22 protein-coding genes, 1 tRNA gene and 2 rRNA genes are annotated in these 21,898 nt (G+C 62.5%); 17 read left to right on the plus strand and 8 right to left on the minus strand.

From position 1 onward, the window contains the following. From IB277_RS14850 to IB277_RS14860, 3 genes are all read left to right on the plus strand, one after another. Positions 1-117: ribosomal RNA gene (locus tag IB277_RS14850) — 23S ribosomal RNA — on the plus strand; the annotation flags it as partial. A 124-nt stretch (positions 118-241) separates the two neighbouring features. Next, positions 242-356, plus strand: a 5S ribosomal RNA gene (gene rrf, locus IB277_RS14855). Between the two features lie 224 nt (positions 357-580). After that, positions 581-657 (plus strand) — tRNA-Met (locus tag IB277_RS14860). A gap of 91 nt (positions 658-748) precedes the next feature. Here the strand turns inward: IB277_RS14860 and IB277_RS14865 are convergent. Continuing rightward, on the minus strand, positions 749-1,480 hold the full coding sequence (locus tag IB277_RS14865) for an alpha/beta fold hydrolase (protein WP_162731793.1): 732 nt from the start codon (positions 1,478-1,480) through the stop codon (positions 749-751). 211 nt (positions 1,481-1,691) lie between these two features. On the opposite strand from IB277_RS14865, the gene IB277_RS14870 reads away from it, so the two are divergent. The 9 genes from IB277_RS14870 to deoA all read left to right on the plus strand — a co-directional run bounded on the left by IB277_RS14870 (position 1,692) and on the right by deoA (position 12,612). Continuing rightward, complete coding sequence (locus tag IB277_RS14870) at positions 1,692-2,399, plus strand: lysoplasmalogenase (protein ID WP_090296093.1); 708 nt, start codon at positions 1,692-1,694, stop codon at positions 2,397-2,399. Next, complete coding sequence (locus tag IB277_RS14875) at positions 2,389-3,801, plus strand: coniferyl aldehyde dehydrogenase (protein WP_371813618.1); 1,413 nt, start codon at positions 2,389-2,391, stop codon at positions 3,799-3,801. The genes IB277_RS14870 and IB277_RS14875 overlap by 11 nt, the downstream gene beginning before the upstream one ends. Positions 3,802-3,896: 95 nt before the next feature. After that, positions 3,897-6,209, plus strand: coding sequence for a heavy metal translocating P-type ATPase (locus IB277_RS14880; protein WP_110818584.1), 2,313 nt, complete (start codon positions 3,897-3,899; stop codon positions 6,207-6,209). A 248-nt stretch (positions 6,210-6,457) separates the two neighbouring features. Next, positions 6,458-7,993, plus strand: a complete 1,536-nt coding sequence (locus IB277_RS14885) for an ABC transporter ATP-binding protein (protein WP_034805126.1) — start codon at positions 6,458-6,460, stop codon at positions 7,991-7,993. After that, positions 7,990-9,123 carry an ABC transporter permease gene (locus IB277_RS14890; RefSeq protein ID WP_060519393.1) on the plus strand — a complete coding sequence of 378 codons (1,134 nt, stop codon included), beginning with the start codon at positions 7,990-7,992 and terminating at the stop codon, positions 9,121-9,123. Before IB277_RS14885 ends, IB277_RS14890 begins: the two co-directional genes overlap by 4 nt. Before the next feature lie 4 nt (positions 9,124-9,127). After that, positions 9,128-10,099 (plus strand): ABC transporter permease, encoded by a 972-nt coding sequence (locus IB277_RS14895; RefSeq protein WP_043622808.1) that lies wholly within the window; start codon positions 9,128-9,130, stop codon positions 10,097-10,099. A 4-nt stretch (positions 10,100-10,103) separates the two neighbouring features. Next, positions 10,104-10,496, plus strand: coding sequence for a cytidine deaminase (locus IB277_RS14900; RefSeq protein WP_034805117.1), 393 nt, complete (start codon positions 10,104-10,106; stop codon positions 10,494-10,496). Beyond that, positions 10,493-11,299: a purine-nucleoside phosphorylase gene (locus tag IB277_RS14905; protein WP_060580511.1), complete on the plus strand. Its 807-nt coding sequence runs from the start codon at positions 10,493-10,495 to the stop codon at positions 11,297-11,299. The genes IB277_RS14900 and IB277_RS14905 overlap by 4 nt, the downstream gene beginning before the upstream one ends. Next, complete coding sequence (deoA, locus tag IB277_RS14910; protein WP_192371310.1) at positions 11,296-12,612, plus strand: thymidine phosphorylase; 1,317 nt, start codon at positions 11,296-11,298, stop codon at positions 12,610-12,612. Before IB277_RS14905 ends, deoA begins: the two co-directional genes overlap by 4 nt. Here deoA and IB277_RS14915 read toward each other — a convergent pair. The 7 genes from IB277_RS14915 to IB277_RS14945 form a co-directional block, all read right to left on the minus strand. After that, on the minus strand, positions 12,605-13,132 hold the full coding sequence (locus tag IB277_RS14915; RefSeq protein WP_089043333.1) for a TIGR02281 family clan AA aspartic protease: 528 nt from the start codon (positions 13,130-13,132) through the stop codon (positions 12,605-12,607). The genes deoA and IB277_RS14915 overlap by 8 nt on opposite strands. A gap of 128 nt (positions 13,133-13,260) precedes the next feature. Then, on the minus strand, positions 13,261-13,890 hold the full coding sequence (gene upp, locus IB277_RS14920) for a uracil phosphoribosyltransferase (protein WP_034805105.1): 630 nt from the start codon (positions 13,888-13,890) through the stop codon (positions 13,261-13,263). A gap of 117 nt (positions 13,891-14,007) precedes the next feature. After that, positions 14,008-14,976: an adenosine deaminase gene (locus IB277_RS14925; protein ID WP_090296100.1), complete on the minus strand. Its 969-nt coding sequence runs from the start codon at positions 14,974-14,976 to the stop codon at positions 14,008-14,010. Further along, positions 14,973-16,193 (minus strand): phosphopentomutase, encoded by a 1,221-nt coding sequence (locus IB277_RS14930; protein ID WP_090296104.1) that lies wholly within the window; start codon positions 16,191-16,193, stop codon positions 14,973-14,975. Before IB277_RS14930 ends, IB277_RS14925 begins: the two co-directional genes overlap by 4 nt. A 141-nt stretch (positions 16,194-16,334) precedes the next feature. Continuing rightward, a complete protein-coding gene (locus IB277_RS14935) occupies positions 16,335-16,922 on the minus strand; it encodes a TadE/TadG family type IV pilus assembly protein (RefSeq protein ID WP_090296106.1) in 588 nt (195 codons plus the stop codon). A gap of 10 nt (positions 16,923-16,932) precedes the next feature. Then, positions 16,933-17,556, minus strand: a complete 624-nt coding sequence (locus IB277_RS14940; RefSeq protein ID WP_090296109.1) for a TadE/TadG family type IV pilus assembly protein — start codon at positions 17,554-17,556, stop codon at positions 16,933-16,935. 116 nt (positions 17,557-17,672) lie between these two features. Continuing rightward, on the minus strand, positions 17,673-18,086 hold the full coding sequence (locus IB277_RS14945; RefSeq protein ID WP_090296111.1) for a pilus assembly protein N-terminal domain-containing protein: 414 nt from the start codon (positions 18,084-18,086) through the stop codon (positions 17,673-17,675). Positions 18,087-18,343: 257 nt separating this feature from the next. Here IB277_RS14945 and IB277_RS14950 point away from each other — a divergent pair, with 257 nt between their 5' ends. From IB277_RS14950 to IB277_RS14970, 5 genes are all read left to right on the plus strand, one after another. Then, complete coding sequence (locus IB277_RS14950; protein ID WP_090296113.1) at positions 18,344-18,532, plus strand: Flp family type IVb pilin; 189 nt, start codon at positions 18,344-18,346, stop codon at positions 18,530-18,532. A 33-nt stretch (positions 18,533-18,565) separates the two neighbouring features. Further along, the gene (locus tag IB277_RS14955; protein WP_060580518.1) at positions 18,566-18,751 is read left to right on the plus strand and encodes a Flp family type IVb pilin; all 186 of its coding nucleotides are present in this window, start codon (positions 18,566-18,568) and stop codon (positions 18,749-18,751) included. 123 nt (positions 18,752-18,874) lie between these two features. Continuing rightward, on the plus strand, positions 18,875-19,387 hold the full coding sequence (locus IB277_RS14960; protein ID WP_090296116.1) for a prepilin peptidase: 513 nt from the start codon (positions 18,875-18,877) through the stop codon (positions 19,385-19,387). A gap of 121 nt (positions 19,388-19,508) precedes the next feature. Further along, the gene (gene cpaB / locus IB277_RS14965) at positions 19,509-20,318 is read left to right on the plus strand and encodes a Flp pilus assembly protein CpaB (protein ID WP_034805067.1); all 810 of its coding nucleotides are present in this window, start codon (positions 19,509-19,511) and stop codon (positions 20,316-20,318) included. Beyond that, positions 20,315-21,892, plus strand: a complete 1,578-nt coding sequence (locus IB277_RS14970; RefSeq protein ID WP_060609563.1) for a type II and III secretion system protein family protein — start codon at positions 20,315-20,317, stop codon at positions 21,890-21,892. Before cpaB ends, IB277_RS14970 begins: the two co-directional genes overlap by 4 nt. The last annotated feature ends 6 nt before the right edge of the window (positions 21,893-21,898 follow it).

Genomic DNA, 21,898 nt, shown 5'->3' on the forward strand with positions numbered 1-21,898 from the left:
CCTGAAAACGAGTATTCCCTTGAGAACCGTGGAAGACGACCACGTTGATAGGCTGGGTGTGGAAGTGCGGCAACGCATGAAGCTTACCAGTACTAATCGTTCGATTGGCTTGATCGTTCCCATTGCTCATGCTCATCTTCAGATGAGCGACGTGTTCAAAACAAAACGAGTTGGCTCGACCAACTCACCAGCTTCTCAATCCGGTTTGCGTCCGCTAGACGCAAATCTTGCGCTTTGCCGACCTGGTGGTTCTGGCGGGGTGGCTGCACCCGTTCCCATTCCGAACACGGCCGTGAAACGCCCCAGCGCCGATGGTACTTCGTCTTAAGACGCGGGAGAGTAGGTCGCTGCCAGGTCTGCAAAGCGCAAGAAAATCCGGAAAACAAAGATCACCTTCTCTTCATGCCTCGGCCCAGCCGAAACACGGGCCGCCCTCAAGCGGCCCTTTTGTTTTGCTAGACCGAAGTCATCAGTGCGTCCCTTACACGAGACAAATCGCTTCGCAATTTGCTCGGCACAGACCATAAATCCCTTCGGGATTTACGTTACCGCGATAAATCCCATCGGGATTTACGCTTGGCGCGGGGTGGAGCAGCCCGGTAGCTCGTCAGGCTCATAACCTGAAGGCCGCAGGTTCAAATCCTGCCCCCGCAACCAAATCAAAAAAAGCCCGCATGGAGAAATCCAGCGGGCTTTTTGACGTTTGAACCGCCGAAAGCATTCCCCTGCTAAGCCGCAAGCGTCCAATTTAGGCGACTTCCTGAGATCTGATCACGTCCGCCAGGATGGCATTCAGCGCAAACGCACGCTCCAGTGGGACATAATGGCCGCAAGCCGGGAGGACGTGCAAACGGCCATCGATCGCGGCTGCGGCCTGCAAGGCGCTCGCGCTAGGCCCCGGAGCGACGTCGTCCGCTCCGGACACGATCGTGATCGGCCCCGGAAACGTCGAGAGGCAGTGATCCCGGCTCGGCCGCGTATGAAACACGGTAACGCCCCTTGCTATCTCCGCCGCCGAGGATCGTAACGCCATTTCCTTCGCCCGGTCGACCGTTGCCGTGCTGGCGGTGCGGGAAAACAGCGGCGCCCAATAGGAGTACCAGGCAGCCTCCAGGCCTTCTTCGTCAATCAGCCTGAGCGCAGAGGCATGGAAAGTCGGTTCGGGATGATGCCTGGCCTTCGTGCCGATCAGCACCAGCGCCGAGACCCGTTGCGGTGCGATGGTCGCGACCTCGAGCGCGCATGATCCGCCGACGGAACAGCCGACCACGATGATATTGTCGCCCTTCAGCGGTTTGAGTGCGGCCCGCGCCCATGCGTCAATCGTCTCTCCCGAAGAATAGAGGGTCGGGGCATGGGTTGCGCCTGGCAGCAGATGCATCTGCTCCGCCCACATGGAACTGTCGAGCGGCAATGCGTGCAGCAGCAAGAGTTCGGGGGCCGATCTTGGCTGTGGCCCGTTGGCGGAATGGGCGATCATGGAACGCACTATGAGCCAGCCGCCGGCGAAAGGGCAATCCTGCCGCGCTTCGGACGGTTCACCAGCGGAGCGATGTCCGCAATAGTCCGTCAGGAGTGTAGTGTTGCTCGATATGCCCGCGCGCCCCCGCTGGACAATCGCGCAAAAATAGAAACTATCGCCGTGACCGGAACAGAGTCGAAACGCGGCCTTAGGGCGGGAGTGGCGCGACATGAGTTATCAGGGAACCTTGGACGTTCACCGAAGCCGGCCCGTCCACGTGCTCTTTTTCGTCTGCGCCGCTTTGGCGATCCTCGGCAGCCTGCTTGCCGCCCCCGACGATTCTCCCTGGCGCTGGCTGCATTATCTGACGAAGCCGACGGCGACGCTGCTGCTTCTCGTCGTGGTGTTGCGAACGATCTCTGAAACACCCAGCGCCTATGCCTGGGCCGTTGCTATCGGTCTCGTCTTCGCGGCGGCCGGCGATGTCTTTCTTATGCTGCCGGGTGATTATTTCCTGGCAGGCCTCGTTTGCTTTCTGCTGACCCATTGCACCTATATTTACGCACTCACCCGTGATGCCAAGTTTGCCGAAAGCAAAGGCATCTTCGCGGCCTTTGCCCTCGTTGCGCTCGCCGTTGTCGGTGGGCTCTGGATCTCACTTCCTGACGAAATGCGCATTCCCGTCATCATCTACGCCCTGGCGCTTGGAGCAATGGCGGCTCAGGCCATTTCCCGCGCCCGACAGCTTTCGGGAACGCCCCGGGCAACGGCGGCACGGCTCGCCGCCTATGGCGGCCTGTTGTTCCTGATCAGTGACAGCATACTCGCCTATGGCCGCTTCCGCTTCGCGATCCCCTTCAACGCGCTCTGGGTGCTTGGCACCTACTACGCAGCCCAATGGTTCTTTGCCCGCTCGACCGATGACCATAGCCACTGACAACCCCGCAGGTCTCCATGCCACTTTCGACGGGCTACGCACGACCTGGCGCGACAACCGGCCGTCCGTCGAACAACGCCGTGCGGACCTGAACCGGCTCAGGGACCGCCTGCGCGACCGCATGGAGGAGATGTGCGAGGCGATCGAAGAGGATTTTGGTCATCGCGCCCGGCATGAGACGTTGCTTGGCGAAGGGGGTGTCGTACTCTCGGAGATCGACCACACGCTGGCGAAGCTCAAACACTGGGTTCGGCCGGAACGACGCAAGGCCGGTTGGAAGCTATGGCCGGCGAAGGCCGAAGTGCGCTTCGTGCCGCTCGGTGTCGTCGGTATCATTTCGCCGTGGAACTACCCGGTCAACCTGGCGCTTGCCCCCTTGGTGGCGGCGATCGCGGCCGGTAACCACGTGTACCTGAAGCCGTCCGAACACACGCCGCGCACCGCGGAATTCCTTCGCTCGCTGCTTGCCGAAGTCTTTCCCGAGACACGGGTGGCTGTTGCCCTGGGGGCCGCCGAGCTTTCGGCAGCCTTCTCCGCCCTTCCCTTCGATCACTTGTTCTTCACCGGCTCGACCGCCGTCGGCCGCAAGGTGATGGCGGCGGCCGCGCAGAACCTGACACCTGTCACGCTGGAGCTCGGCGGCAAATCGCCGGCGATCGTCGGCGAAGCCGCAGACCTCGCCAAGGCTGCTGCGCGCATCGCGACCGGAAAGTTCTTCAACGCCGGGCAGACCTGTATCGCGCCCGACTATGTGCTGATCCATGAGAGCAGGCGGGATGCTTTCGTGGAGCAGCTCAAACGGGAGGCTGTGGCGCGCTATCGGTCGAAGCGTGGTCTCGACGATTACACGTCGATCATCAACGACGCCCAGTACGAGCGCCTGAAGCGGCTCATTGCGGATGCCGAGGCGCGCGGTCATCCGGTGGTTTCCCTTCTCGAAGGGGCAGCAGACGCGATAGCGCGGGAACGCGTCCTGCTGCCGACGCTCGTGCTTGATCCGGACCACGACAGCGCCGTCATGGGCGAGGAGATTTTTGGGCCCATCCTTCCCATCGTCAGTTACGCTTCCATCGACGAAGCCATCGCCTATGTGCGCGATCGCGACCGCCCGTTGGCACTTTATTGCTTCAGTCGCGATAACGTTGAAATCGAGGCCGTCCTGTCACGCATCGTCGCCGGCGGGGTCTGCGTCAACGACACGCTCTACCAGTTCGGCTGCAACGACCTGCCTTTCGGCGGCGTCGGCGCCAGCGGCATAGGCCACTATCACGGGCGCGACGGGTTCCTGACCTTCTCCAAGGCGATGCCGGTGCTGAGGAAACTCGATCCGGCGCCGAGCGACCTGGTGAAACCGCCCTATCGGGGCATTGCCGACTGGGTCATCCGCTTCCTGTCGCGATAATTCGCCAAAAAATCTGCAATCACGCAGCAATTTGGCCTTGTAGCTCTAGTTGCTAGAGGTCGTAGCCTTGCTTCAGAATTTGCAAGGAGCAGGTTATGGCGAGCACTATTCGGGAAGCCCGTTATCGCGTCGAGGGCATGGATTGCGCGTCCTGCGCGTCCAAGATCGATACGGCGGTGCGCCGGCTGTCGGGCGTCGAGGACGTATCGGTCTCTGTGTCGGCGGGCACCATGTCGGTCAAGTTTGCCGACGAAAACGATCTTGCGACGTCGATTGTGAGCAGGGTCGGAAAGCTCGGCTATCGTTTGCATCCGATCCAGGCAGGCCAGGCGTCGGAGCGGAAAGCGGCGCATGTCTGCTCCGGACACGATCATGACCATAACCACGACCACGATCACGGCGATCACAGTCATGACCATGACCATGATCATGGTAATCGACACGATGAGCACGCCCATCATCACGAGGGTAACGCCAGCCAGAAGGGCGAGACAGTCGCGGCAGCGATGGGCCTTCACGGTCATGACCACGGCCCGACGAGCGGCCCCTGGTGGAAGTCGGGCAAGGGCAAGCTGACGATTGCCAGCGGCCTGGCGCTGATTGCCGCCTATGCGGTCGGCAAGACGATCCCGGCGACCGAGCCCTGGATCTTTACCCTCGCCATGCTCGTCGGCCTGTTGCCGATTGCGCGGCGCGCCTTTGTCGCTGCGACCATGGGCACGCCGTTTTCGATCGAGATGCTGATGACGATCGCCGCGATCGGCGCGGTCTTCATCGGCGCGACGGAAGAGGCGGCAATGGTCGTCCTGCTCTTCCTGGTCGGTGAACTGCTGGAGGGCGTGGCCGCCGGCAAGGCGCGCGCCAGCATCCAGTCGCTGACGGCGCTCGTTCCGAAATCCGCCTTCGTCGAGCGCGATGGGCGGCTGGATGAGGTTCCGGCCGAAACGCTGAGCGTGGGCGCCGTCATTCTCGTTCGCCCCGGCGACCGCATTCCGGCTGACGGAGTCATTCTCTCCGGCGAAAGTGCCGTCGACGAAGCGCCGGTTACCGGCGAGAGCACGCCGGTGCGCAAGGAAGTCGATGACACTGTGGTTGCGGGCACCGTCAATGGCTCCGGCGCGCTGCGCGTGCGGGTCACGGCCGCCGCTGCCGACAACACCATTGCGCGCATCGTCCGCATGGTGGAGGAAGCCCAGGAAAGCAAGGCGCCGACCGAGCGCTTTATCGACCGCTTCTCGCGCTACTATACGCCGGGTGTCGTCGTCGTCGCGGCGCTTGTGGCGGTGCTGCCGCCGCTTCTCTCCGGCGGCTCCTGGGACGAGTGGATCTACAAGGGTCTTGCCATCCTTCTGATCGGCTGCCCCTGCGCGCTGGTCATCTCGACACCGGCAGCGATCGCCGCCAGCCTTTCGGCCGGCGCCCGTCGCGGTTTGCTGATGAAGGGCGGCGCTGTGCTTGAGAATGTCGGCAAGGTCACGGCCGCCGCCTTCGACAAGACCGGAACGCTGACCGAAGGCAAGCCGAAGGTGACGGATATCGTCGGCTTCGGCCGGTCGGAGGCGGAGGTCCTGCGTCTTGCCGCAGCACTGGAGCAGGGATCGAGCCACCCGCTTGCCCGGGCCATCCTGGAGCGCAGCACGGCTGATGGCGTTGCGATCCCCAATATCGCCACTGTGAATGCGGTGGGCGGCAAGGGGCTGGAAGGCACCGTCGAAGGCATCGCGCTGTTCTTCGGTTCGCCGAAGGCCGCAGCCGAGCGGACGCCGATGACGGCCGACGAAAAGGCGCGCGTCGCCGCTCTCAACGATGAGGGCAAAACCGTTTCTGTGCTGGTCGCCGGTGGCGTGATGGCCGGTGCCATTGCCATGCGTGACGAGCCTCGGCCGGATGCGGCCGCGGGTGTGAAGGCGCTCACGGACGCCGGCCTCCGCGTCGTCATGCTGACGGGCGACAACCGCCGCACGGCCGAAGCGATCGGCCGCCAGTTCGGCATGGAGGTCCGTGCGGAACTCCTGCCCGAGGACAAGCAACGTATCGTGCGCGAACTGAAGGCGGAAGGCTTCAACGTCGCCAAGATCGGTGACGGCATCAACGACGCGCCGGCGCTGGCCGCGGCCGACATCGGTATCGCCATGGGCGGCGGCACCGATGTGGCGCTGGAAACGGCGGACGCGGCGGTGTTGCACGGCCGTGTCGGCGACGTCGCGGCGATGATCCGGCTCTCCCGATCGACGATGCGCAACATCGTTCAGAACATCACGATTGCGCTTGGCCTGAAGGCGGTCTTCCTGGTGACGACGATCATCGGCGTTACCGGCCTTTGGCCGGCGATCCTCGCCGACACCGGTGCGACCGTTCTCGTCACGATGAATGCCCTCAGGCTGCTTCGGCCCGTGCGAGCCGTCTGAGAACCACCAAATAATCCCAAGATGAAGGACCGGCGGCACCCGTTGTCGCCGGTTTTTCGCGTCCAAGTGCCTGTGTATATTCACGCTGGACTCTCACCAGCGATCTGATGAGAGTATAAGGAGATCACGGTTGAGGGCTTTCGCCCCGAAAAATCGATGATAAACTTAGACCAAATGGTAAAAAAATCGCCGGCACGGTTTCTGGGAAGAATGCCGAAGCGGGCCAGTTTGGGGATCGCAAGGCCAATATGGACAATATTGCCATCGAACTGCGTGGGATCGACAAGAGTTTCGGTCCGGTCCACGCCAACAAGAACATCAATCTAAAAGTCCGCAAAGGGACGATCCACGGCATCATCGGCGAAAACGGTGCGGGAAAATCGACCCTGATGTCGATCCTCTACGGCTTCTATCAGGCCGATAGCGGTGAAATCCTCGTCGACGGAAAACCCGTAGCGATCCGCGATCCGAATGCGGCGATCGCCGCCGGCATCGGCATGGTCCACCAGCATTTCATGCTGGTCGAGAACTTCACGGTGCTCGAAAACATCATGCTCGGCGCCGAGGACAGCCAGATCCTCAACAAAGGTATTGCCAAGGCGCGCGTCGAGCTGAAGCGGCTGGAGCGCGAATACGCGCTGGAAGTCGATCCGGATGCCGTCATCGAGGAACTGCCCGTTGGCCTGCAGCAGCGCGTCGAGATCCTGAAAGCACTTTATCGCCGGGCCGATATCCTGATCCTCGACGAGCCGACCGGCGTCTTGACGCCGGCTGAGGCCGACCATCTCTTCCGGGTGCTCGAACAGCTGAAGAACCAGGGCAAGACCGTCATCCTCATCACCCACAAGCTGCGCGAGATCATGGCGATCACCGACGAGGTGTCGGTCATGCGCCGCGGCGAGATGGTAGCAACGCGCACGACGGCTGAAACCTCGGTCGAAGAGCTTGCCGAACTCATGGTCGGGCGTCGCGTCTTGCTGCGTGTCGAAAAGGGCGAGGCCAAGCCCGGCGAGGTGAAGCTCGCGGTCGAGGGGCTGACGGTCAAGGACGGCCGCGGCGTCACCATGGTCGACAACGTCTCCTTCAACCTGAGGGCGGGCGAGATCGTCGGCATCGCTGGTGTTGCCGGCAACGGCCAATCCGAGCTGCTCGAAGCGATTTCGGGCATTCGTCGCGCCGTGTCGGGCTCCGTGCTTCTCAACGGCAAGCCGATCGACGTTACCGGCCGCGCCGACCCCTCCGAACTGCGCAATCGTGGTCTCGCCCACGTGCCGGAAGACCGCCACCATGTCGGTCTCGTGCTGAAGTTCGAGGAATGCGAAAACGCGATCCTCGGCTATCATCACGACAAGCGTTACCTCAACGGCGTCTTCCTGAACGTCGATGCGATCCGCAAGGACGCAGAGCAGCGCATCGCTGAATACGATATCCGCCCGCCGAATCCGCGGCTGAAGACCGCCAATTTCTCCGGCGGCAACCAGCAGAAGATCGTGCTGGCGCGTGAAATGGAGCGCGGGCCCGATGTGCTGATCATCGGCCAGCCGACGCGCGGCGTCGATGTCGGCGCCATCGAGTTCATCCATAGACGGATCATCGAGATGCGCGACCAGGGCATGGCTGTCCTGTTGGTCTCCGTCGAGCTCGATGAAATCCGCGCCCTGTCGGACCGTATCCTCGTCATGTTTGCCGGCCGTGTCGTCGGCGAGCGCGATCCGGATGCGACCGAGGGCGAACTCGGCCTGCTGATGGCCGGCGTTGAAGGCCGCAAGGAGGCCGCAGAATGAGCACCCCCTATGCTAAGCTTCCGGGCTGGGTCGAATACGGCCTCGTCCCGCTGGTCAACCTCGCTGTTGCCTTCCTCGTCGCCGGTCTCGTCGTGTTGCTCGTCGGTGAAAATCCGTTGGAAGCGGCCTATCACCTGATCAACGGCGCCTTCGGCCGCGGCGAATATCTCGGCTTCACGCTGTACTACGCCACCACCTTCATCTTCACCGGTCTTGCCGTCGCAGTCGCCTTCCATGCCGGCCTCTTTAACATCGGCGGCGAAGGCCAGGCCTATGTCGGCGGTATCGGCGTGGCGCTTGCCTGCCTCTGGCTCGACCAGACGATGCCGTGGTTCGTGGTGTTCCCGCTGGCGATCCTCGGGTCCGCCTTCTTCGGCGCCGCCTGGGCCTTCCTGCCCGGCTGGCTGCAGGCCAAGCGCGGCAGCCACATCGTCATCACGACGATCATGTTCAACTTCATCGCCTCGAGCCTGATGGTCTACCTGTTGACTCGGGTGCTGAAGCCGCTCGGCTCGATGTCGCCGCAGACGCGCACCTTCGCCGAAGGCGGGCAACTGCCCAAGCTCGATTGGCTGCTCGCGATCTTCGGGCTGGATATCGGCACGGCGCCGTTCAACGTCTCGTTCCTGCTGGCGCTGGTCGCGGCCTTCTGCGTCTGGCTTCTGATCTGGCGCACCAAGCTCGGCTATGAAATGCGCACCATGGGCCACAGCCCTTCGGCCGCGCGCTACGCCGGCATGAGCGAAAGCCGCATCACCGTCATCACCATGATGATATCCGGTGCGCTTGCCGGCATGATGGCGCTCAATCCGATCATGGGCGAGCAGGGGCGCATGCAGCTCGACTTCGTGCAGGGCGCAGGCTTCGTCGGCATCGCCGTGGCGCTGATGGGCCGCTCGCATCCGGCCGGCATCATCCCGGCCGCCATTCTCTTCGGCATGCTTTACCAGGGCGGAGCCGAAATCTCCTTCGAAATGCCGTCGATCTCGCGCGACATGATCGTGATCATCCAGGGTCTCGTCATTCTCTTTGCCGGTGCACTCGAAAACATGTTCAGGCCGGCGATCGCCCGGCTGTTTGCGACGCAGAGCCGCCGTGCGGCCGTCGTGGCACAGACCAAGGGAGCTTGAGGCCATGGATTTCTTCCACGTCATCGTGGTGCTCCTCGAGTCCACCATCCGCGTATCCGTTCCGCTGATCTTCGCGGCGCTGGCAGGGCTCTTCACCGAGCGCGCCGGCATCTTCGACATCGGCCTTGAAGGCAAGATGCTTGGTGCTGCCTTCGCCGCCGGCGCTGTTGCGGCCGTCACCCAGTCGGTCTGGATGGGGCTGCTTGCTGCCATCCTGATCTCGATCGCGCTGTCGCTGGTGCACGGCTATGCGTCGATCACCCAGCGCGGCAACCAGATCGTCTCGGGTGTCGCGATCAACTTCATCGTCGCCGGCTCGACCGTCATCCTTGGCGAGGCCTGGTTCCGCCAGGGCGGCCGCACGCCGGCACTCGGCGAAGGCGCACGCTTCCAGACGATCACCTTCCCCTATGCCGACAGCATCCGCGAAATCCCGATCCTCGGTCCGATCTATTCGGACCTGCTTTCCGGGCATTTCATCCTGACCTATGTCGCCTTTGCCATGGTGCCGATCAGCTGGTGGATCCTCTACCGCACCCGCTTCGGGCTGCGTCTGCGCGCGGTCGGCGAGAACCCGGGCGCGGTCGACACAGCCGGTATTTCGGTGATCTGGATGCGCTATCGCGCCGTCATCTGCTGCGGCATTCTCTGCGGCTTTGCCGGTGCCTATCTGTCGCTGGCCATGACCGCCGGCTTCGTCAAGGGCATGACCGCCGGTAAGGGTTATATCGCGCTGGCAGCGTTGATCTTCGCCAAGTGGCGGCCATTCAATATCATGCTCGCCTGCCTGCTTTTCGGCTTCCTCGATGCGCTCGCCATCCGCCTGCAGGGCAATCCGCTGCCGCTGATCGGCCAGGTGCCGGTGCAGTTGATGCAGGCGCTGCCCTATATCCTCACCGTAATCCTGCTTGCCGGTTTCATCGGCAAGGCCATTCCGCCGAAGGCCGGCGGCGTCCCCTATGTCAAGGAGCGCTAGAACCATGGAAAAGGAACTGTTCGAAGCCGCGCGTGACGCAATGGCCAAGGCGCATGCGCCCTACTCGAAGTTTCCGGTCGGCGCGGCGATCCGCGCCGAGGACGGCAAGATCTATACCGGCGCCAACATCGAGAACCTGTCCTTCCCCGAGGGCTGGTGCGCCGAAACCACCGCGATCAGCCATATGGTCATGGCCGGCCAGCGCAAGATCATGGAAGTCGCCGTCATTGCCGAGAAGCTGGCGCTCTGCCCGCCCTGCGGCGGCTGCCGCCAGCGGCTGGCGGAGTTCTCCGGCGCCAGCACGCGCATCTTCCTGTGCGACGAGACCGGCGTGAAAAAGACCCTGGCACTGTCGGACCTGCTGCCGCACAGCTTCGAGACCGAGATTCTCGGATGACCGCGGCCGCTGAACTGTTGAAGGCCAGGCTCGGGGGCCTCTCTCCACGCTATGGCATCGTGCTCGGCTCTGGCCTCGGTTCTCTGGTCGAGGCTTTGGACGAGACGTTGCGCCTCTCCTACGCCGAGATCCCCGGGTTCCCGGTCAGCAGCGTCTCCGGCCATGCCGGCGAACTTGTGGCCGGAACGCTCTCGGGCGTGCCTGTTGTCATGCTGTCAGGTCGTGTCCACTACTACGAGCAGGGCGACGCCAATGCGATGCGCGTCCCGCTCGAAACCCTTAGGGCGCTCGGCATCGAATGCCTGGTGCTGACCAATTCCGCCGGATCGCTGCGGGACGATCTGCCGCCGGGATCGGTGATGCGGATATCCGACCACATCAACTATTCGGGCTTCAACCCGCTGATCGGCGTCGACAGCGACGATCGCTTCGTCGGCATGACCAATGCCTATGATGCCGAGCTTGCGGAAAGAATGCAGGAGAGCGCCGAGCGCCTCGGCATTCCGCTTCTCGCCGGCGTCTACATGTGGTTCTCCGGACCGAGCTTCGAAACGCCGGCGGAGATCCGCATGGCGCGCATCCTTGGCGCCGATGCGGTCGGCATGTCCACGGTTCCGGAAGTCATCCTCGCGCGCTTCTTCGGCCTCCGCGTCGTTGCCGCCTCTGTGATCACCAATTTCGGCGCCGGCATGACCGGTGGCGAGATCAGCCATCACGAGACGAAGGACATGGCGCCGATCGGCGGCAAGCGGCTTGCCGCGATCCTCGCCGACATGATCGCGGCCGACGCGGTGTGCGGGTGACGATGCTTCCGCAGGAAACCATCAGGCGCAAACGCAACGGCGAGCACCTCGCCCCGGCCGAGATCGCGGATTTCGTTCGCGGCCTGTCGGATGGTTCGATCTCCGAAGGGCAGGTCGCCGCCTTCGCCATGGCGATCTGGTTCTCCGGCATGAGCCGCGAGGAGACCGTGGCTCTGACATTGGCGATGCGCGATAGTGGCGAAACACTCGACTGGAGCACCATCAGACGACCCATAGCCGACAAACATTCGACCGGCGGTGTCGGCGACAACGTCTCGCTGATGCTGGCGCCGATCGTTGCCGCCTGCGGGCTCGCCGTGCCGATGATATCAGGGCGCGGGCTCGGGCACACCGGCGGCACGCTCGACAAGCTCGAATCCATACCCGGCTATGATATCCAGCCGTCGGCGAGTGTCTTCCGCAGGACGGTCGACGAGATCGGTTGCGCCATCATCGGCCAGACCGCTAATCTCGCGCCTGCCGACAAGCGCCTCTATGCGATCCGCGATGTCACTGCGACCGTCGATTCGGTACCGCTGATCACGGCCTCGATTCTGTCGAAGAAGCTCGCGGCCGGCCTTCAGTCGCTGGTGCTGGACGTCAAGCTCGGCAACGGCTCCTTCATGGGCGATGCGCGTGAGGCCGAGATCCTGGCGCGCTCGTTGGTCGACGTTGCCAATGGCGCCGGCGTTCGCACCTCCGCACTCCTGACCGACATGAACGAGCCCCTGGCAGACGCGGCCGGCAATGCACTGGAGATCGACAATTGCCTGGCTTTCCTTCGAGGCGAGAAGAAGGGAACGCGGCTTGAAACCGTCGTGCTCGCCTTTGCCGCCGCAATGTTGGTGGCCGGCGGCGTTGCCGGCGATGCCGAACAGGGTGAAGCCCAGGCGCGCAAAGTGCTTGGCAGCGGAGCGGCGCTGGAACGGTTCGGGAAGATGGTACATGCGCTGGGTGGCCCGGCGGATTTCATCGAGCGCTCGGTCGCCTATCTCGGACGTGCGCCGGTCATTCTGCCGGTCGAAGCCTCGCAGTCCGGCTATCTCGCCGCCTGCGAGACGCGGGAACTGGGCTTGGCCGTCATCGCGCTCGGCGGCGGGCGTTCGCATCCAGACGACAGGATCGATCACCGCGTGGGTTTCGACGCGCTGAAGCCGCTTGGCACGCGGGTCGAGAAGGGCGATCTGATCGCCCTCGTTCACGCGGCAGACCAGGAGGCGGCGGAAGCGGCCCGGCGACGCCTTTTGGCACTCTACACGATCGATGAGGTCGAGCCGGAGACGAGGTCCCCGATCCTCGCGAAAATCACCTGACCAGATGCAGGTCGCCGTCCTCGACACGGAAAGAGGACAGCCGGTTCAGGAAGGTCATGCCGATCAGAGTCCCCGAGAGCGCCTTGTCCGGAAGCACCAGCGCCTGAACGTCGCGCACCGATATGCCGCCGATCTCGATTCGGCTGAGGACCGCCGGCGCTGCCCCGACGATGCCATTGGCCGTGTTGACACGTGCCGCGGCGAAGTCGAGCGTGCTCGCCGAAATCCCGAGCCGCCTTGCGGTTGAAAAGTTGATAATGATCGCACTGGCGCCGGTATCGACCAGTCCGCGTTCGGTTCGTCCATTGATGCGGAAGGTGCCAATGAAATGGCCTCTGTCGTCGGCGTCGAGCACGACGCTGCGCCCCATCGCGTATTTCGCGGTGGTCGTCGGCGGGGCTGCAGCTTCCTGTGTGGTCTTCCCGTTGTCTGCGTGGGACAGAAACCTGGTCGCAAGGTTCGGGACCAAGATGGCCGCGACTGCCGCAGCGCCGGCCAATGTCAGCAAACGGACGAGCATGGACATCACCTCTCAATCTAACTTATGCTCGTGCAAGTAGAGCCGATGATGCCTAAGACGACATAAAAAAACCGCCGGGATCCGGCGGTTTTCTCATCGATTTCAGATCCTGGTTAAGGATCTGAAAATCACTTGGTGCCGTACATGCGGTCGCCGGCGTCACCCAGACCGGGCATGATGTAGCCGAGTTCGTTCAGGTGGCTGTCGATCGAGGCGGTGAAGATCGGTACGTCCGGGTGCGCGCTCTGGAAATTGCGGATGCCTTCAGGTGCGGCGAGCAGGCAGAGGAAGCGCATGTTCTTGGCGCCGCGCTCCTTCAGCTTGTCGATCGCCGCGATCGAGGAATTGCCGGTGGCAAGCATCGGATCGACGACGATGATCAGGCGCTCTGACAGGCTCTCCGGTGCTTTGAAGTAGTATTCCACCGCCTCCAGCGTCTCATGGTCGCGATAGACGCCGATATGGGAGACGCGGGCTGAAGGCACGAGTTCGAGCATGCCTTCCAGCAGCCCGTTGCCGGCGCGCAGGATCGAGGCGAAGACAAGCTTCTTGCCTTCGAGGACCGGCGAGTCGATTTCCTGCAGCGGCGTTTCGATGCGCTCCATCGTCAGTTCGAGATCGCGCGTCACCTCGTAGCAGAGCAGCGTCGAGATCTCACGGAGAAGCCGGCGGAAACCCGCAGTCGAGGTCTCCTTCTTGCGCATGATGGTCAGCTTGTGCTGCACAAGCGGATGATCGATCACTGTAACGCCGTTCATGGCTCACCTTTCCGGATTTTTTGTATCCGTCCTTTTTCCATGGAATGCGCCGTCGCCGCAAGGGTATTGGCCGACCGGAGACCGTCATCCCCAGCCGGCAAATCGCGACCTGTACCCCTAGATCCGCGTCAGCAACCGCTGGCGCGTCGCCTCGTCGACAAAGGCCGCTTCGATCGCGGTCCTGGTCATGCCGTTGATCTCATCGTCGCTGAAGCCCATCACCGCGGAGGCGATGTCGTATTCCTGGGCGAGCGAAGTGTGGAAGAACGGTGGGTCGTCGGAATTGAGCGTGACGCGCACGCCGGCCTCGTGCAGGGCCCGCAGCGGATGCGACGCGAAATCGGGGAAGACCTGAAGCGAGATGTTGGAACCGGGGCAGACCTCGAGCACTACACCCTCATCGGCGAGGCGCCGCACCAGATCCGCGTCTTCGATCGCCCGCACACCGTGGCTGATGCGCGATGGGCGCACGTGGTCGAGCGCGTCGCGAACGCTGAAGGCGCCCGAGAGTTCGCCCGCATGGATCGTCAGCCCGAGGCCGGCATCGCGCACGATATCAAAGGCGCGCGCGAAGTCGGCGACCTTGTGCATGCGCTCTTCGCCGGCAAGGTTGAAGCCGGTGACGAGCTTGTGTTCGCGCCTGGCGGCGAATTCGGCCGTCTTGATCACCGATTCCGGGCCGAGATGGCGGATGCCCGTGATCAGCATGCGCGATTCGATCCCAGTCTTCTGCCGGGCGGCTTCCATTCCGGCGGCAAGACCTTCGAGATAGGCGTGGGCACCCAGGCCGATCGTGTTGCCGTGGTCGGGCGAAACGATGATTTCGCTATAGATCGTGCCGGCTTCGGCAAGCTCGGTCAGATAGGCTTCAGCGAGCAGCGCGTAGTCTTCCTCGGTCTTAAACAGTGAGGCGATGGCGTCGTAGCATTTCACGAAGCTGGTGAAGTCTTCCCAGACATAGGCCTTGTCGCGGATGATTGCGCTGGTGTCGACGCCATATTTCTCGGCCTGGGCCAAAGCCAGTTCGGGCGGCGTCGCACCCTCGATGTGGCAATGCAGTTCCGCCTTCTTCAGATGTGCGGTCAAATGAGGCTTCTCCCATGGTGCCCCGGCGCGATGCCGAGATGCTTGGCGACGGTTTCGCCGATATGCGTGAAGGTATTGGCAATGCCAAGCGAGCGGCTGCGCAGGGACGGCCCGAACATCAGCACCGGCACGCGCTCGCGCGTATGGTCGGTACCGCGCCAGGTCGGGTCGCAGCCATGGTCGGCCGTCAGGATGACGATGTCGCCCGGCTGCAGGCGCCGGTCGAGATCGGGCAGGCGCGCGTCGAAGGCCTCGAGGGCAGCCGCATAGCCGGCAACGTCGCGACGATGGCCGTAGAGCATGTCGAAATCGACGAAGTTGGTGAAGACCAGGCTTCCGTCCTCGGCCTCGTCGATGGCTTCAATGCTGGCATCGAAGAGCGCCATGTTGCCATCGGCCTTGGTCAGCTTGGTCACGCCCTGATGGGCGAAGATGTCGCCGATCTTCCCGATAGCGTGAACCGAGCGCTCGGCCTCCACCAGCCGGTCGAGGATGGTCGGCTCCGGCGGCAGCACCGAAAAGTCGCGCCGGTTGCCGGTGCGCACAAAGGTCTGCGGGCTCGTGCCGACGAAGGGGCGGGCGATGACGCGGCCGATATTGTAGTCGTCGAGCAGGCGGCGAACGATCTGGCAAAGCTCGAGCAGGCGGTCGAGGCCAAAACTCTGCTCGTGCGCTGCGATCTGGAAGACCGAGTCCGACGAAGTGTAGCAGATCGGCTTGCCACTGCGCATGTGCTCCTCCCCGTGGCGGACGATGATGTCGGTGCCGGAGGCGTGGCAGTTGCCGAGAATGCCGGGAATGTTGGCCTCGCGGCAGATCGCTTCGACGAGCTCCGGCGGAAAGGCGTCGCCTTCGGCGGAGAAGTAGCCCCAGTCGAACATGACGGGGGTCCCGGCGATTTCCCAATGACCGGAAGGCGTGTCCTTGCCGCGCGATACTTCGCTCGCCGCGCCATAGGCGCCATAGACACGATTGGGCATCGGCATGCCCTGGGGAATGGTGCCGGTCGCAAGCTTTGCAGCGTGGATCAGGCCAAGCGCGGACATGTTCGGCAGGCTGAGCGGGCCCTCGCGCAAACCTGGCCGGTCGGCAGCGCCGATAGCGCAGAACTCGGCGATATGGCCAAGCGTGTTGGCACCGAGATCGCCGAAGGCTTCGGCGTCCGGCGCTCCGCCTATGCCAAAGGAATCGAGAACGAATAGAAAGGCACGCGCCATGATGCACCTGACAGCGGGCGCGCGGCGATCGCGGCCCGAAACCTCCGGAAAAGCGCAGGCACGCCCTCTAGGGCACCCGCGCAATCTCGAAGGGATAGCGCCGCTCGTTGCTCAATGCAATTGCGTCGCATGTCTGTCTGATCAGCAATCCGAGCATTTTATCGGCTGGGAGAGGCGTGCGTGGAAGTAGGCCGTCTTGGAGAGATCGATGGTCTTTGCCGTCGCCTGAAGGTTGGGCGCATAGAGCAGGAGTTCGTGCGGCACGGTCAGTTCCGTGCGAATGACGAAGGAGTTGGTCGCTGTGAACTGGGCGGGCAGGGAGACCTTGGTATTGACGGCATAGGGTGTGCCGCCTGCCTGATCGCGCGACCACAGGATCGTGCCCTCATTGGTGTTCGTGACCGCGATGCCGCTGATCTTCAGCGTGTAGTTGGCATTTCCGTAGGGCGCCAGGATGCTCTTTGCGATGTTCGGCACGTTGGCGAGGAAGGCCTTGTTGACTTCCGTCTGCTGCGCGACGACGTCGGCCGTAGCGCTTGCGGCGCGCGCGGTCTTGCCGGCAACTGTAAAACCGACCGAGAGTTCGAAGGCGCCGAGATAGGCCATCACCAGCAGCGGGGCGACGATCGCGAATTCGACCGCACCGACGCCGCTTCTGTCGCGCCGCAGCGCACCAAGGGCCTTGGTGATTGGCTTGAGGCGCAGGATTTCTAACGCGGAATACGGCATCGGGGGCGCCTCACTCGCTCTCGTTGCGGAAGGTGGCGGTCGCCACCATGAGATAGTCCTTCGGCATGCTTGAGCCGGCGGGCCGCAGGTTGGTGATGAACGGCCTGACGAGGTCCGTGAAGACGCTCCAGCGATAATAGGCGCGAACCACGTTGAAGGAGCCGGGGCCGCCAGGAGCAAACTTGAAGTCGGCCGTGTCGATGTCGGTGGAATCGGCCTTCCGCGGGATCAGCACGGGAAACTTGCTGAGATCGTTGACCGCCCTGACGTCCAGATAGAACTGCGAGGGTTGGCCGGCTTCGGTGGCCGAGCACTTCATCAGGATGGAGATCTCGTCGCAGAATGCCTGGCGGAACTCAGCCTGGTTCATATCGGTCAGTTTTCCCTGCTCGAAGGTGATCTGACCGGTGCGGACCTTGCGCGCCATCGTCTCCGTCGCATTCGCCAGGAGCTGGTCGCCGTAGAAGGCAGCGAAGGTTTCGAGTGAGGCGAAGATCACCATGAAGAAGGGAAGCGCGAGGATGGCGAACTCGATGCTCGTCGTGCCTTTGCGGTTGCGAAGGAAGCGGCTGAAGATGCCTTTTCGCCCGTTTTCGGCGGCACTCGGCCGCCTTGTGCCCTGCTCGATGTTCATTGCGCCGTCCCATCATGTTACGCCAGACGGGCGGCAGATTATGGAGCAACCATTGATATTTCGTTCTCAGGGATGGTGCGTATTTTAACGAATCACGCGCTTCGAACCCATAAAAATCAATTGGTGCTACCTGTGGTTTTGCGTTCCGCGTGACGCTCGCAATTTGGTGTGCAGGAGAGCACGGTGCGGGACGTTTGTTTATAGACGCGCACTGTGTTGCCTTCGTCGATCGACACCAGGATCCGCTCGTCGACGATGGCGTTTCCGTCCTGATCGAGGATGACCAAGTTGGTGGTTCCGAAGTTGCGGCCGGTAATGACGATCGTACGGGCATCCGCAACCGTCGCGTCCGCCACCTCGGCATTGCCAATGATGACCTTGCTGACCGGGCGGTCGAGCTTCAATACGCGCGCATGATCCATATACACACGCATCAAGTCGCTTTCGGCCGCAGCGGCAACCGATGGGGCGAGGGCGGCGATCGCGAATGCGAAAATGGCGGCTCGGCCGGTCGCGAATGGCGTGGTCATGGCGGGTCCCTAGGTGGTGTTCATGCCATACTCACTGGTCTTGGTGAACGAACCGTTAAGTCGACGCTATCGAGGCTTTGCGGAGGCTTTGCCGTTTTCTGTTCGTTTACCCAAAAATCAGGGATGCTTCGTTAACCTTCAGGTAACCGCCTTCTTTAAGTTGATGGCAATGCGCCAGGACTAGTTTGGGGTTCATCCGATCAACGGCAACAGTTGGCGGAAGTGCTGAACAACAAACGTGAAGTAGGAGAATCATCATGAAGAAGATTTTTGCCCGTCTGATGAAGGACGAGTCCGGCGCGACCGCCATCGAGTATGGCCTCATTGCCGCGCTCATCTCCGTTGCCCTGATCGCAGGTGCAACGACCCTCGGCAACCAGCTGAATTCCGTCTTCAGCAGCCTCGGCACCAAGATGTCGAATGCTGCGACCGCCGCAGCCAAGTAATCGGGCTGACCGCCTCGAACGGAGGGGATTTCGATGAAGTCGATTTTCTGCCGCTTGCTGCGGGATGAGTCCGGAGCGACCGCGATCGAATACGGCATGATTGCCGCCCTCGTCTCGGTGGCGCTCATTGTCGGTGCAAGTTCGCTCGGCAATGCGATTAACGCCACGTTCAGCGGGGTCGAAACGACGGTTTCGACGAGCACGGCCGGAAAACTGTGACGATCCAGCTTTCGTAGCGGATCGACGATGGAGCCGCCCCCGAAAAGGGCGGCTCCATCGGTATCTATGGATCCTGCGATCGGATCTCAGATCGCGTGCATCTGATTTCGGGAGGCCGTGAATATGACTGAAGCCGCCATTTTCGTAGTCTTTCCCTTTTGCCTGGGATTTGCGGCGTTTTCCGACCTGCTGACGATGACGATCCCGAACCGTGTTTCGGTGATCCTGCTTGGTGCCTTTTTCCTGGTGGCGCCAATGTCCGGCTTGGGGTTCGCCGAGATCGGCCTGCATGTGCTCGCGGCCGCCGCAGTCTTTGCCGCATGTTTTGCCCTGTTTGCGACGAACGTGATGGGCGGCGGGGACGCGAAGCTCCTGACGGCCTGCGCCATCTGGTTCGGCCTGACGTCGTCGTTGACGGCCTTCCTGCTCTATGTCTCGATCTTCGGCGGCGTGCTGACGCTCGCGGTGCTTTTGTTGCGCCAGCAGGAGGATACGATCCTTGCGAGCGGCATTCCTTTCCCGCAGCTTTTGCTCACGGCCAAGAAAATTCCTTACGGGATCGCGATCGCGCTTGGGGGCTTTGCCGCCTATCCCTCGTCGCCGCTTATGGAGGCGGCCTTCGCGCGGCTGACTTGAGAGACCTTTGGGCCGACTGGTCAGCTTTCGTTAACTGCGCTCATAAGTAATCCGTTAACCATAATTACACCAATTCCTGATCAATCTGAGCCTGGCATTTTTTCGGGGCTCGGAAACAATCATGAAACCGGTTCGCATCATCATACTGGCAGTGGCCGTTCTCTCGGCTGCGATGGCCGGTCTTTTGGCGATGAGGCTGACGGGCGCGCCTGCGCCGCAGATGGCTGAACCGGTCGTCGAGCGTGCCCCCACCGTCAACGTGCTTGTCGCCAGCAAGAGCCTGCCCGTCGGATCGCGACTGGGCGGCGACAGCATCCAATGGATGGCTTGGCCGAAGGACGGTGTGGTCGATGGCATCATTACCGAAGAAAATCAGCCGACCGCGATCGATGATCTGAGCGGCGCGGTCGTGCGTCTGCCGATCTTCAACGGCGAACCCGTGCGCCACGAAAAGGTGGCAGATTCGTCCAGCCGCATCATGTCGTCGCTGCTGCCGGCGGGCAAGCGCGCCGTTGCGACCGAAATCACGGTCGCAACCGGTGCCGGTGGCTTCATCCTGCCGAACGACCGCGTCGACGTGATCATGGTGCGCAAGGGTGACGGCGAACTCTACCTGACCGAAACCGTGCTCAGCAATGTGCGTGTGCTCGCGATCGACCAGCAGGTCGAGGAAAAGGATGACGGCACCAAGGCGGTGGTTGGAACCACGGCCACGCTGGAACTTACGCCCGACCAGTCGAAGGTGATGACGGTTGCGCAGCAGATGGCGGAACGTATTTCGCTGGCGCTCCGAAGCGTCGCCGATGCGCAGGAGTCTGACACGGACGCCGCGGACTATCTGCTGAGCGGTGACGGCCAACCGAACATTCAGGTCATCAAGTCCGGCTCCATCGTCAAGGGCGATGGAACGGTCGGCCAGACGCAGCAATGACAGACACGAGCAGGAACCAGGTGAGAACGGGGCATAAGGTGAAACGGAGCGGAAACAAATTTCGGGCGTCTGTCGCAGCCGGCCTATCATTCTGCCTGGCGGTTACCGGCATGTATCTGCCGGCGCCGACGGAAGCTTTTGCCGGCGCGTCCTCGGTCGTCCGCATCGTCGAAAGCGGCCCCGGCGTGAAGAAGAAGGTCAGCCTCGGTTTGAACAAGGCCGTAGTCGTCGATTTGCCTGCAGACGCGCATGATATCCTCGTTGCCGACCCGTCTCTCGCCGACGCCGTGACCCGTACGTCGCGGCGCATCTACCTCTTCGGCAAGTCGGTCGGCCAGACCAACATCTTCGTCTTCGGTCCCAATGGCGAGGAGATCGTCTCCCTCGACATCGAGGTCGAGCGCGATGTCTCCAGCCTTCAGTCCAACCTGCGCCGCTTCATTCCCGACGCCGATATCAATGTCGAGATCGTCTCGGACAACATCGTACTGACCGGCACCGTGCGCACACCGCTCGATTCCACCCGTGCCGTCGACCTTGCCAAGGCCTTCCTTCAGGGCGGTGAGGCGACCACGCGCAACATCACGGCCCAGGGCAACAATGGTGACGCCGATATTTTCGCCGAAGACCGGCAGGTGTCGCAGATCGTCAATCTCCTGACCATCGATGGCGACGACCAGGTCAATCTCAAGGTCACCGTGGCCGAGGTCAGCCGCCAGGTGCTGAAACAGCTCGGCTTCAACGGCCGTGTTGGCGACGGCGAAAGCGGGATTGCTTTCCGAAACCCGGCCAACCTCGGCGATGCGGTCGGCGTCGGCGTGAACGCGATCATCAACAAGACGGTCGGCGGCACGGTGATCTCCAGCTACATCAACGCGATGGAGCAGGCCGGCGTCATGCGGACGCTGGCTGAGCCAAGCCTGACGGCGATTTCGGGCCAAGAAGCCAAATTCTACGTCGGCGGCGAGTTTCGCCTGCCCGGAACCCAGGAAGTCACGACTGATGACAAGACCGGCGAGGAAAAGGTTACACGCGAAGTCAACGATGTCGAATACGGTATCCGCCTGAACTTCAAGCCGGTCGTCCTCGGCCCCGGGCGCATCAGCCTGAAGATCGAGACGAATGTCTCCGAGCCTACCTACGAGGGATCCGTCGTCACCGGCAACGGCAAGAACGCGATCCCCGGCAACACCTTCCTCGGCATCCGCAAGCGTGAGGCATCGACCAGCGTCGAACTGCCGTCCGGTGGTTCGATCGTGATCGCCGGCCTGGTTCAGGACAACATTCGCCAGGCGATGTCTGGCCTGCCGGGCGCTTCGAAGATCCCGGTCCTCGGCACGCTGTTCCGCAGCAAGGACTTCGTGCGCAACGAGACCGAACTGGTCATCATCGCCACGCCCTATCTGGTCCGTCCGGTTGCCAGAAGCGCGATCTCCCGGCCTGACGACAACTTCAATCCGGCCAACGATCTCGACAGTTACTTCCTCGGCCGCGTGAACCGCATTTACGGACGGCCGGAAGCGACCGCTCCGGCAGGCCGTTACCACGGCAACGTTGGCTTCATCTACAAATAGGCTGGG

Source organism: Ensifer sp. ENS07 (genome assembly GCF_014852185.1).
Lineage (GTDB): Bacteria > Pseudomonadota > Alphaproteobacteria > Rhizobiales > Rhizobiaceae > Ensifer > Ensifer adhaerens.

Bases quoted from the DNA above. Each gene is read 5' to 3' on its own strand.
- IB277_RS14865 (WP_162731793.1), bottom strand. From the start codon at position 1,480: ATGATCGCCCATTCCGCCAACGGGCCACAGCCAAGATCGGCCCCCGAA.
- IB277_RS14870 (WP_090296093.1), top strand. From the start codon at position 1,692: ATGAGTTATCAGGGAACCTTGGACGTTCACCGAAGCCGGCCCGTCCAC.
- IB277_RS14880 (WP_110818584.1), top strand. From the start codon at position 3,897: ATGGCGAGCACTATTCGGGAAGCCCGTTATCGCGTCGAGGGCATGGAT.
- IB277_RS14885 (WP_034805126.1), top strand. From the start codon at position 6,458: ATGGACAATATTGCCATCGAACTGCGTGGGATCGACAAGAGTTTCGGT.
- IB277_RS14890 (WP_060519393.1), top strand. From the start codon at position 7,990: ATGAGCACCCCCTATGCTAAGCTTCCGGGCTGGGTCGAATACGGCCTC.
- IB277_RS14895 (WP_043622808.1), top strand. From the start codon at position 9,128: ATGGATTTCTTCCACGTCATCGTGGTGCTCCTCGAGTCCACCATCCGC.
- IB277_RS14900 (WP_034805117.1), top strand. From the start codon at position 10,104: ATGGAAAAGGAACTGTTCGAAGCCGCGCGTGACGCAATGGCCAAGGCG.
- IB277_RS14905 (WP_060580511.1), top strand. From the start codon at position 10,493: ATGACCGCGGCCGCTGAACTGTTGAAGGCCAGGCTCGGGGGCCTCTCT.
- IB277_RS14915 (WP_089043333.1), bottom strand. From the start codon at position 13,132: ATGCTCGTCCGTTTGCTGACATTGGCCGGCGCTGCGGCAGTCGCGGCC.
- upp (WP_034805105.1), bottom strand. From the start codon at position 13,890: ATGAACGGCGTTACAGTGATCGATCATCCGCTTGTGCAGCACAAGCTG.
- IB277_RS14930 (WP_090296104.1), bottom strand. From the start codon at position 16,193: ATGGCGCGTGCCTTTCTATTCGTTCTCGATTCCTTTGGCATAGGCGGA.
- IB277_RS14935 (WP_090296106.1), bottom strand. From the start codon at position 16,922: ATGCCGTATTCCGCGTTAGAAATCCTGCGCCTCAAGCCAATCACCAAG.
- IB277_RS14940 (WP_090296109.1), bottom strand. From the start codon at position 17,556: ATGAACATCGAGCAGGGCACAAGGCGGCCGAGTGCCGCCGAAAACGGG.
- IB277_RS14945 (WP_090296111.1), bottom strand. From the start codon at position 18,086: ATGACCACGCCATTCGCGACCGGCCGAGCCGCCATTTTCGCATTCGCG.
- IB277_RS14950 (WP_090296113.1), top strand. From the start codon at position 18,344: ATGAAGAAGATTTTTGCCCGTCTGATGAAGGACGAGTCCGGCGCGACC.
- IB277_RS14955 (WP_060580518.1), top strand. From the start codon at position 18,566: ATGAAGTCGATTTTCTGCCGCTTGCTGCGGGATGAGTCCGGAGCGACC.
- IB277_RS14960 (WP_090296116.1), top strand. From the start codon at position 18,875: ATGACTGAAGCCGCCATTTTCGTAGTCTTTCCCTTTTGCCTGGGATTT.
- cpaB (WP_034805067.1), top strand. From the start codon at position 19,509: ATGAAACCGGTTCGCATCATCATACTGGCAGTGGCCGTTCTCTCGGCT.
- IB277_RS14970 (WP_060609563.1), top strand. From the start codon at position 20,315: ATGACAGACACGAGCAGGAACCAGGTGAGAACGGGGCATAAGGTGAAA.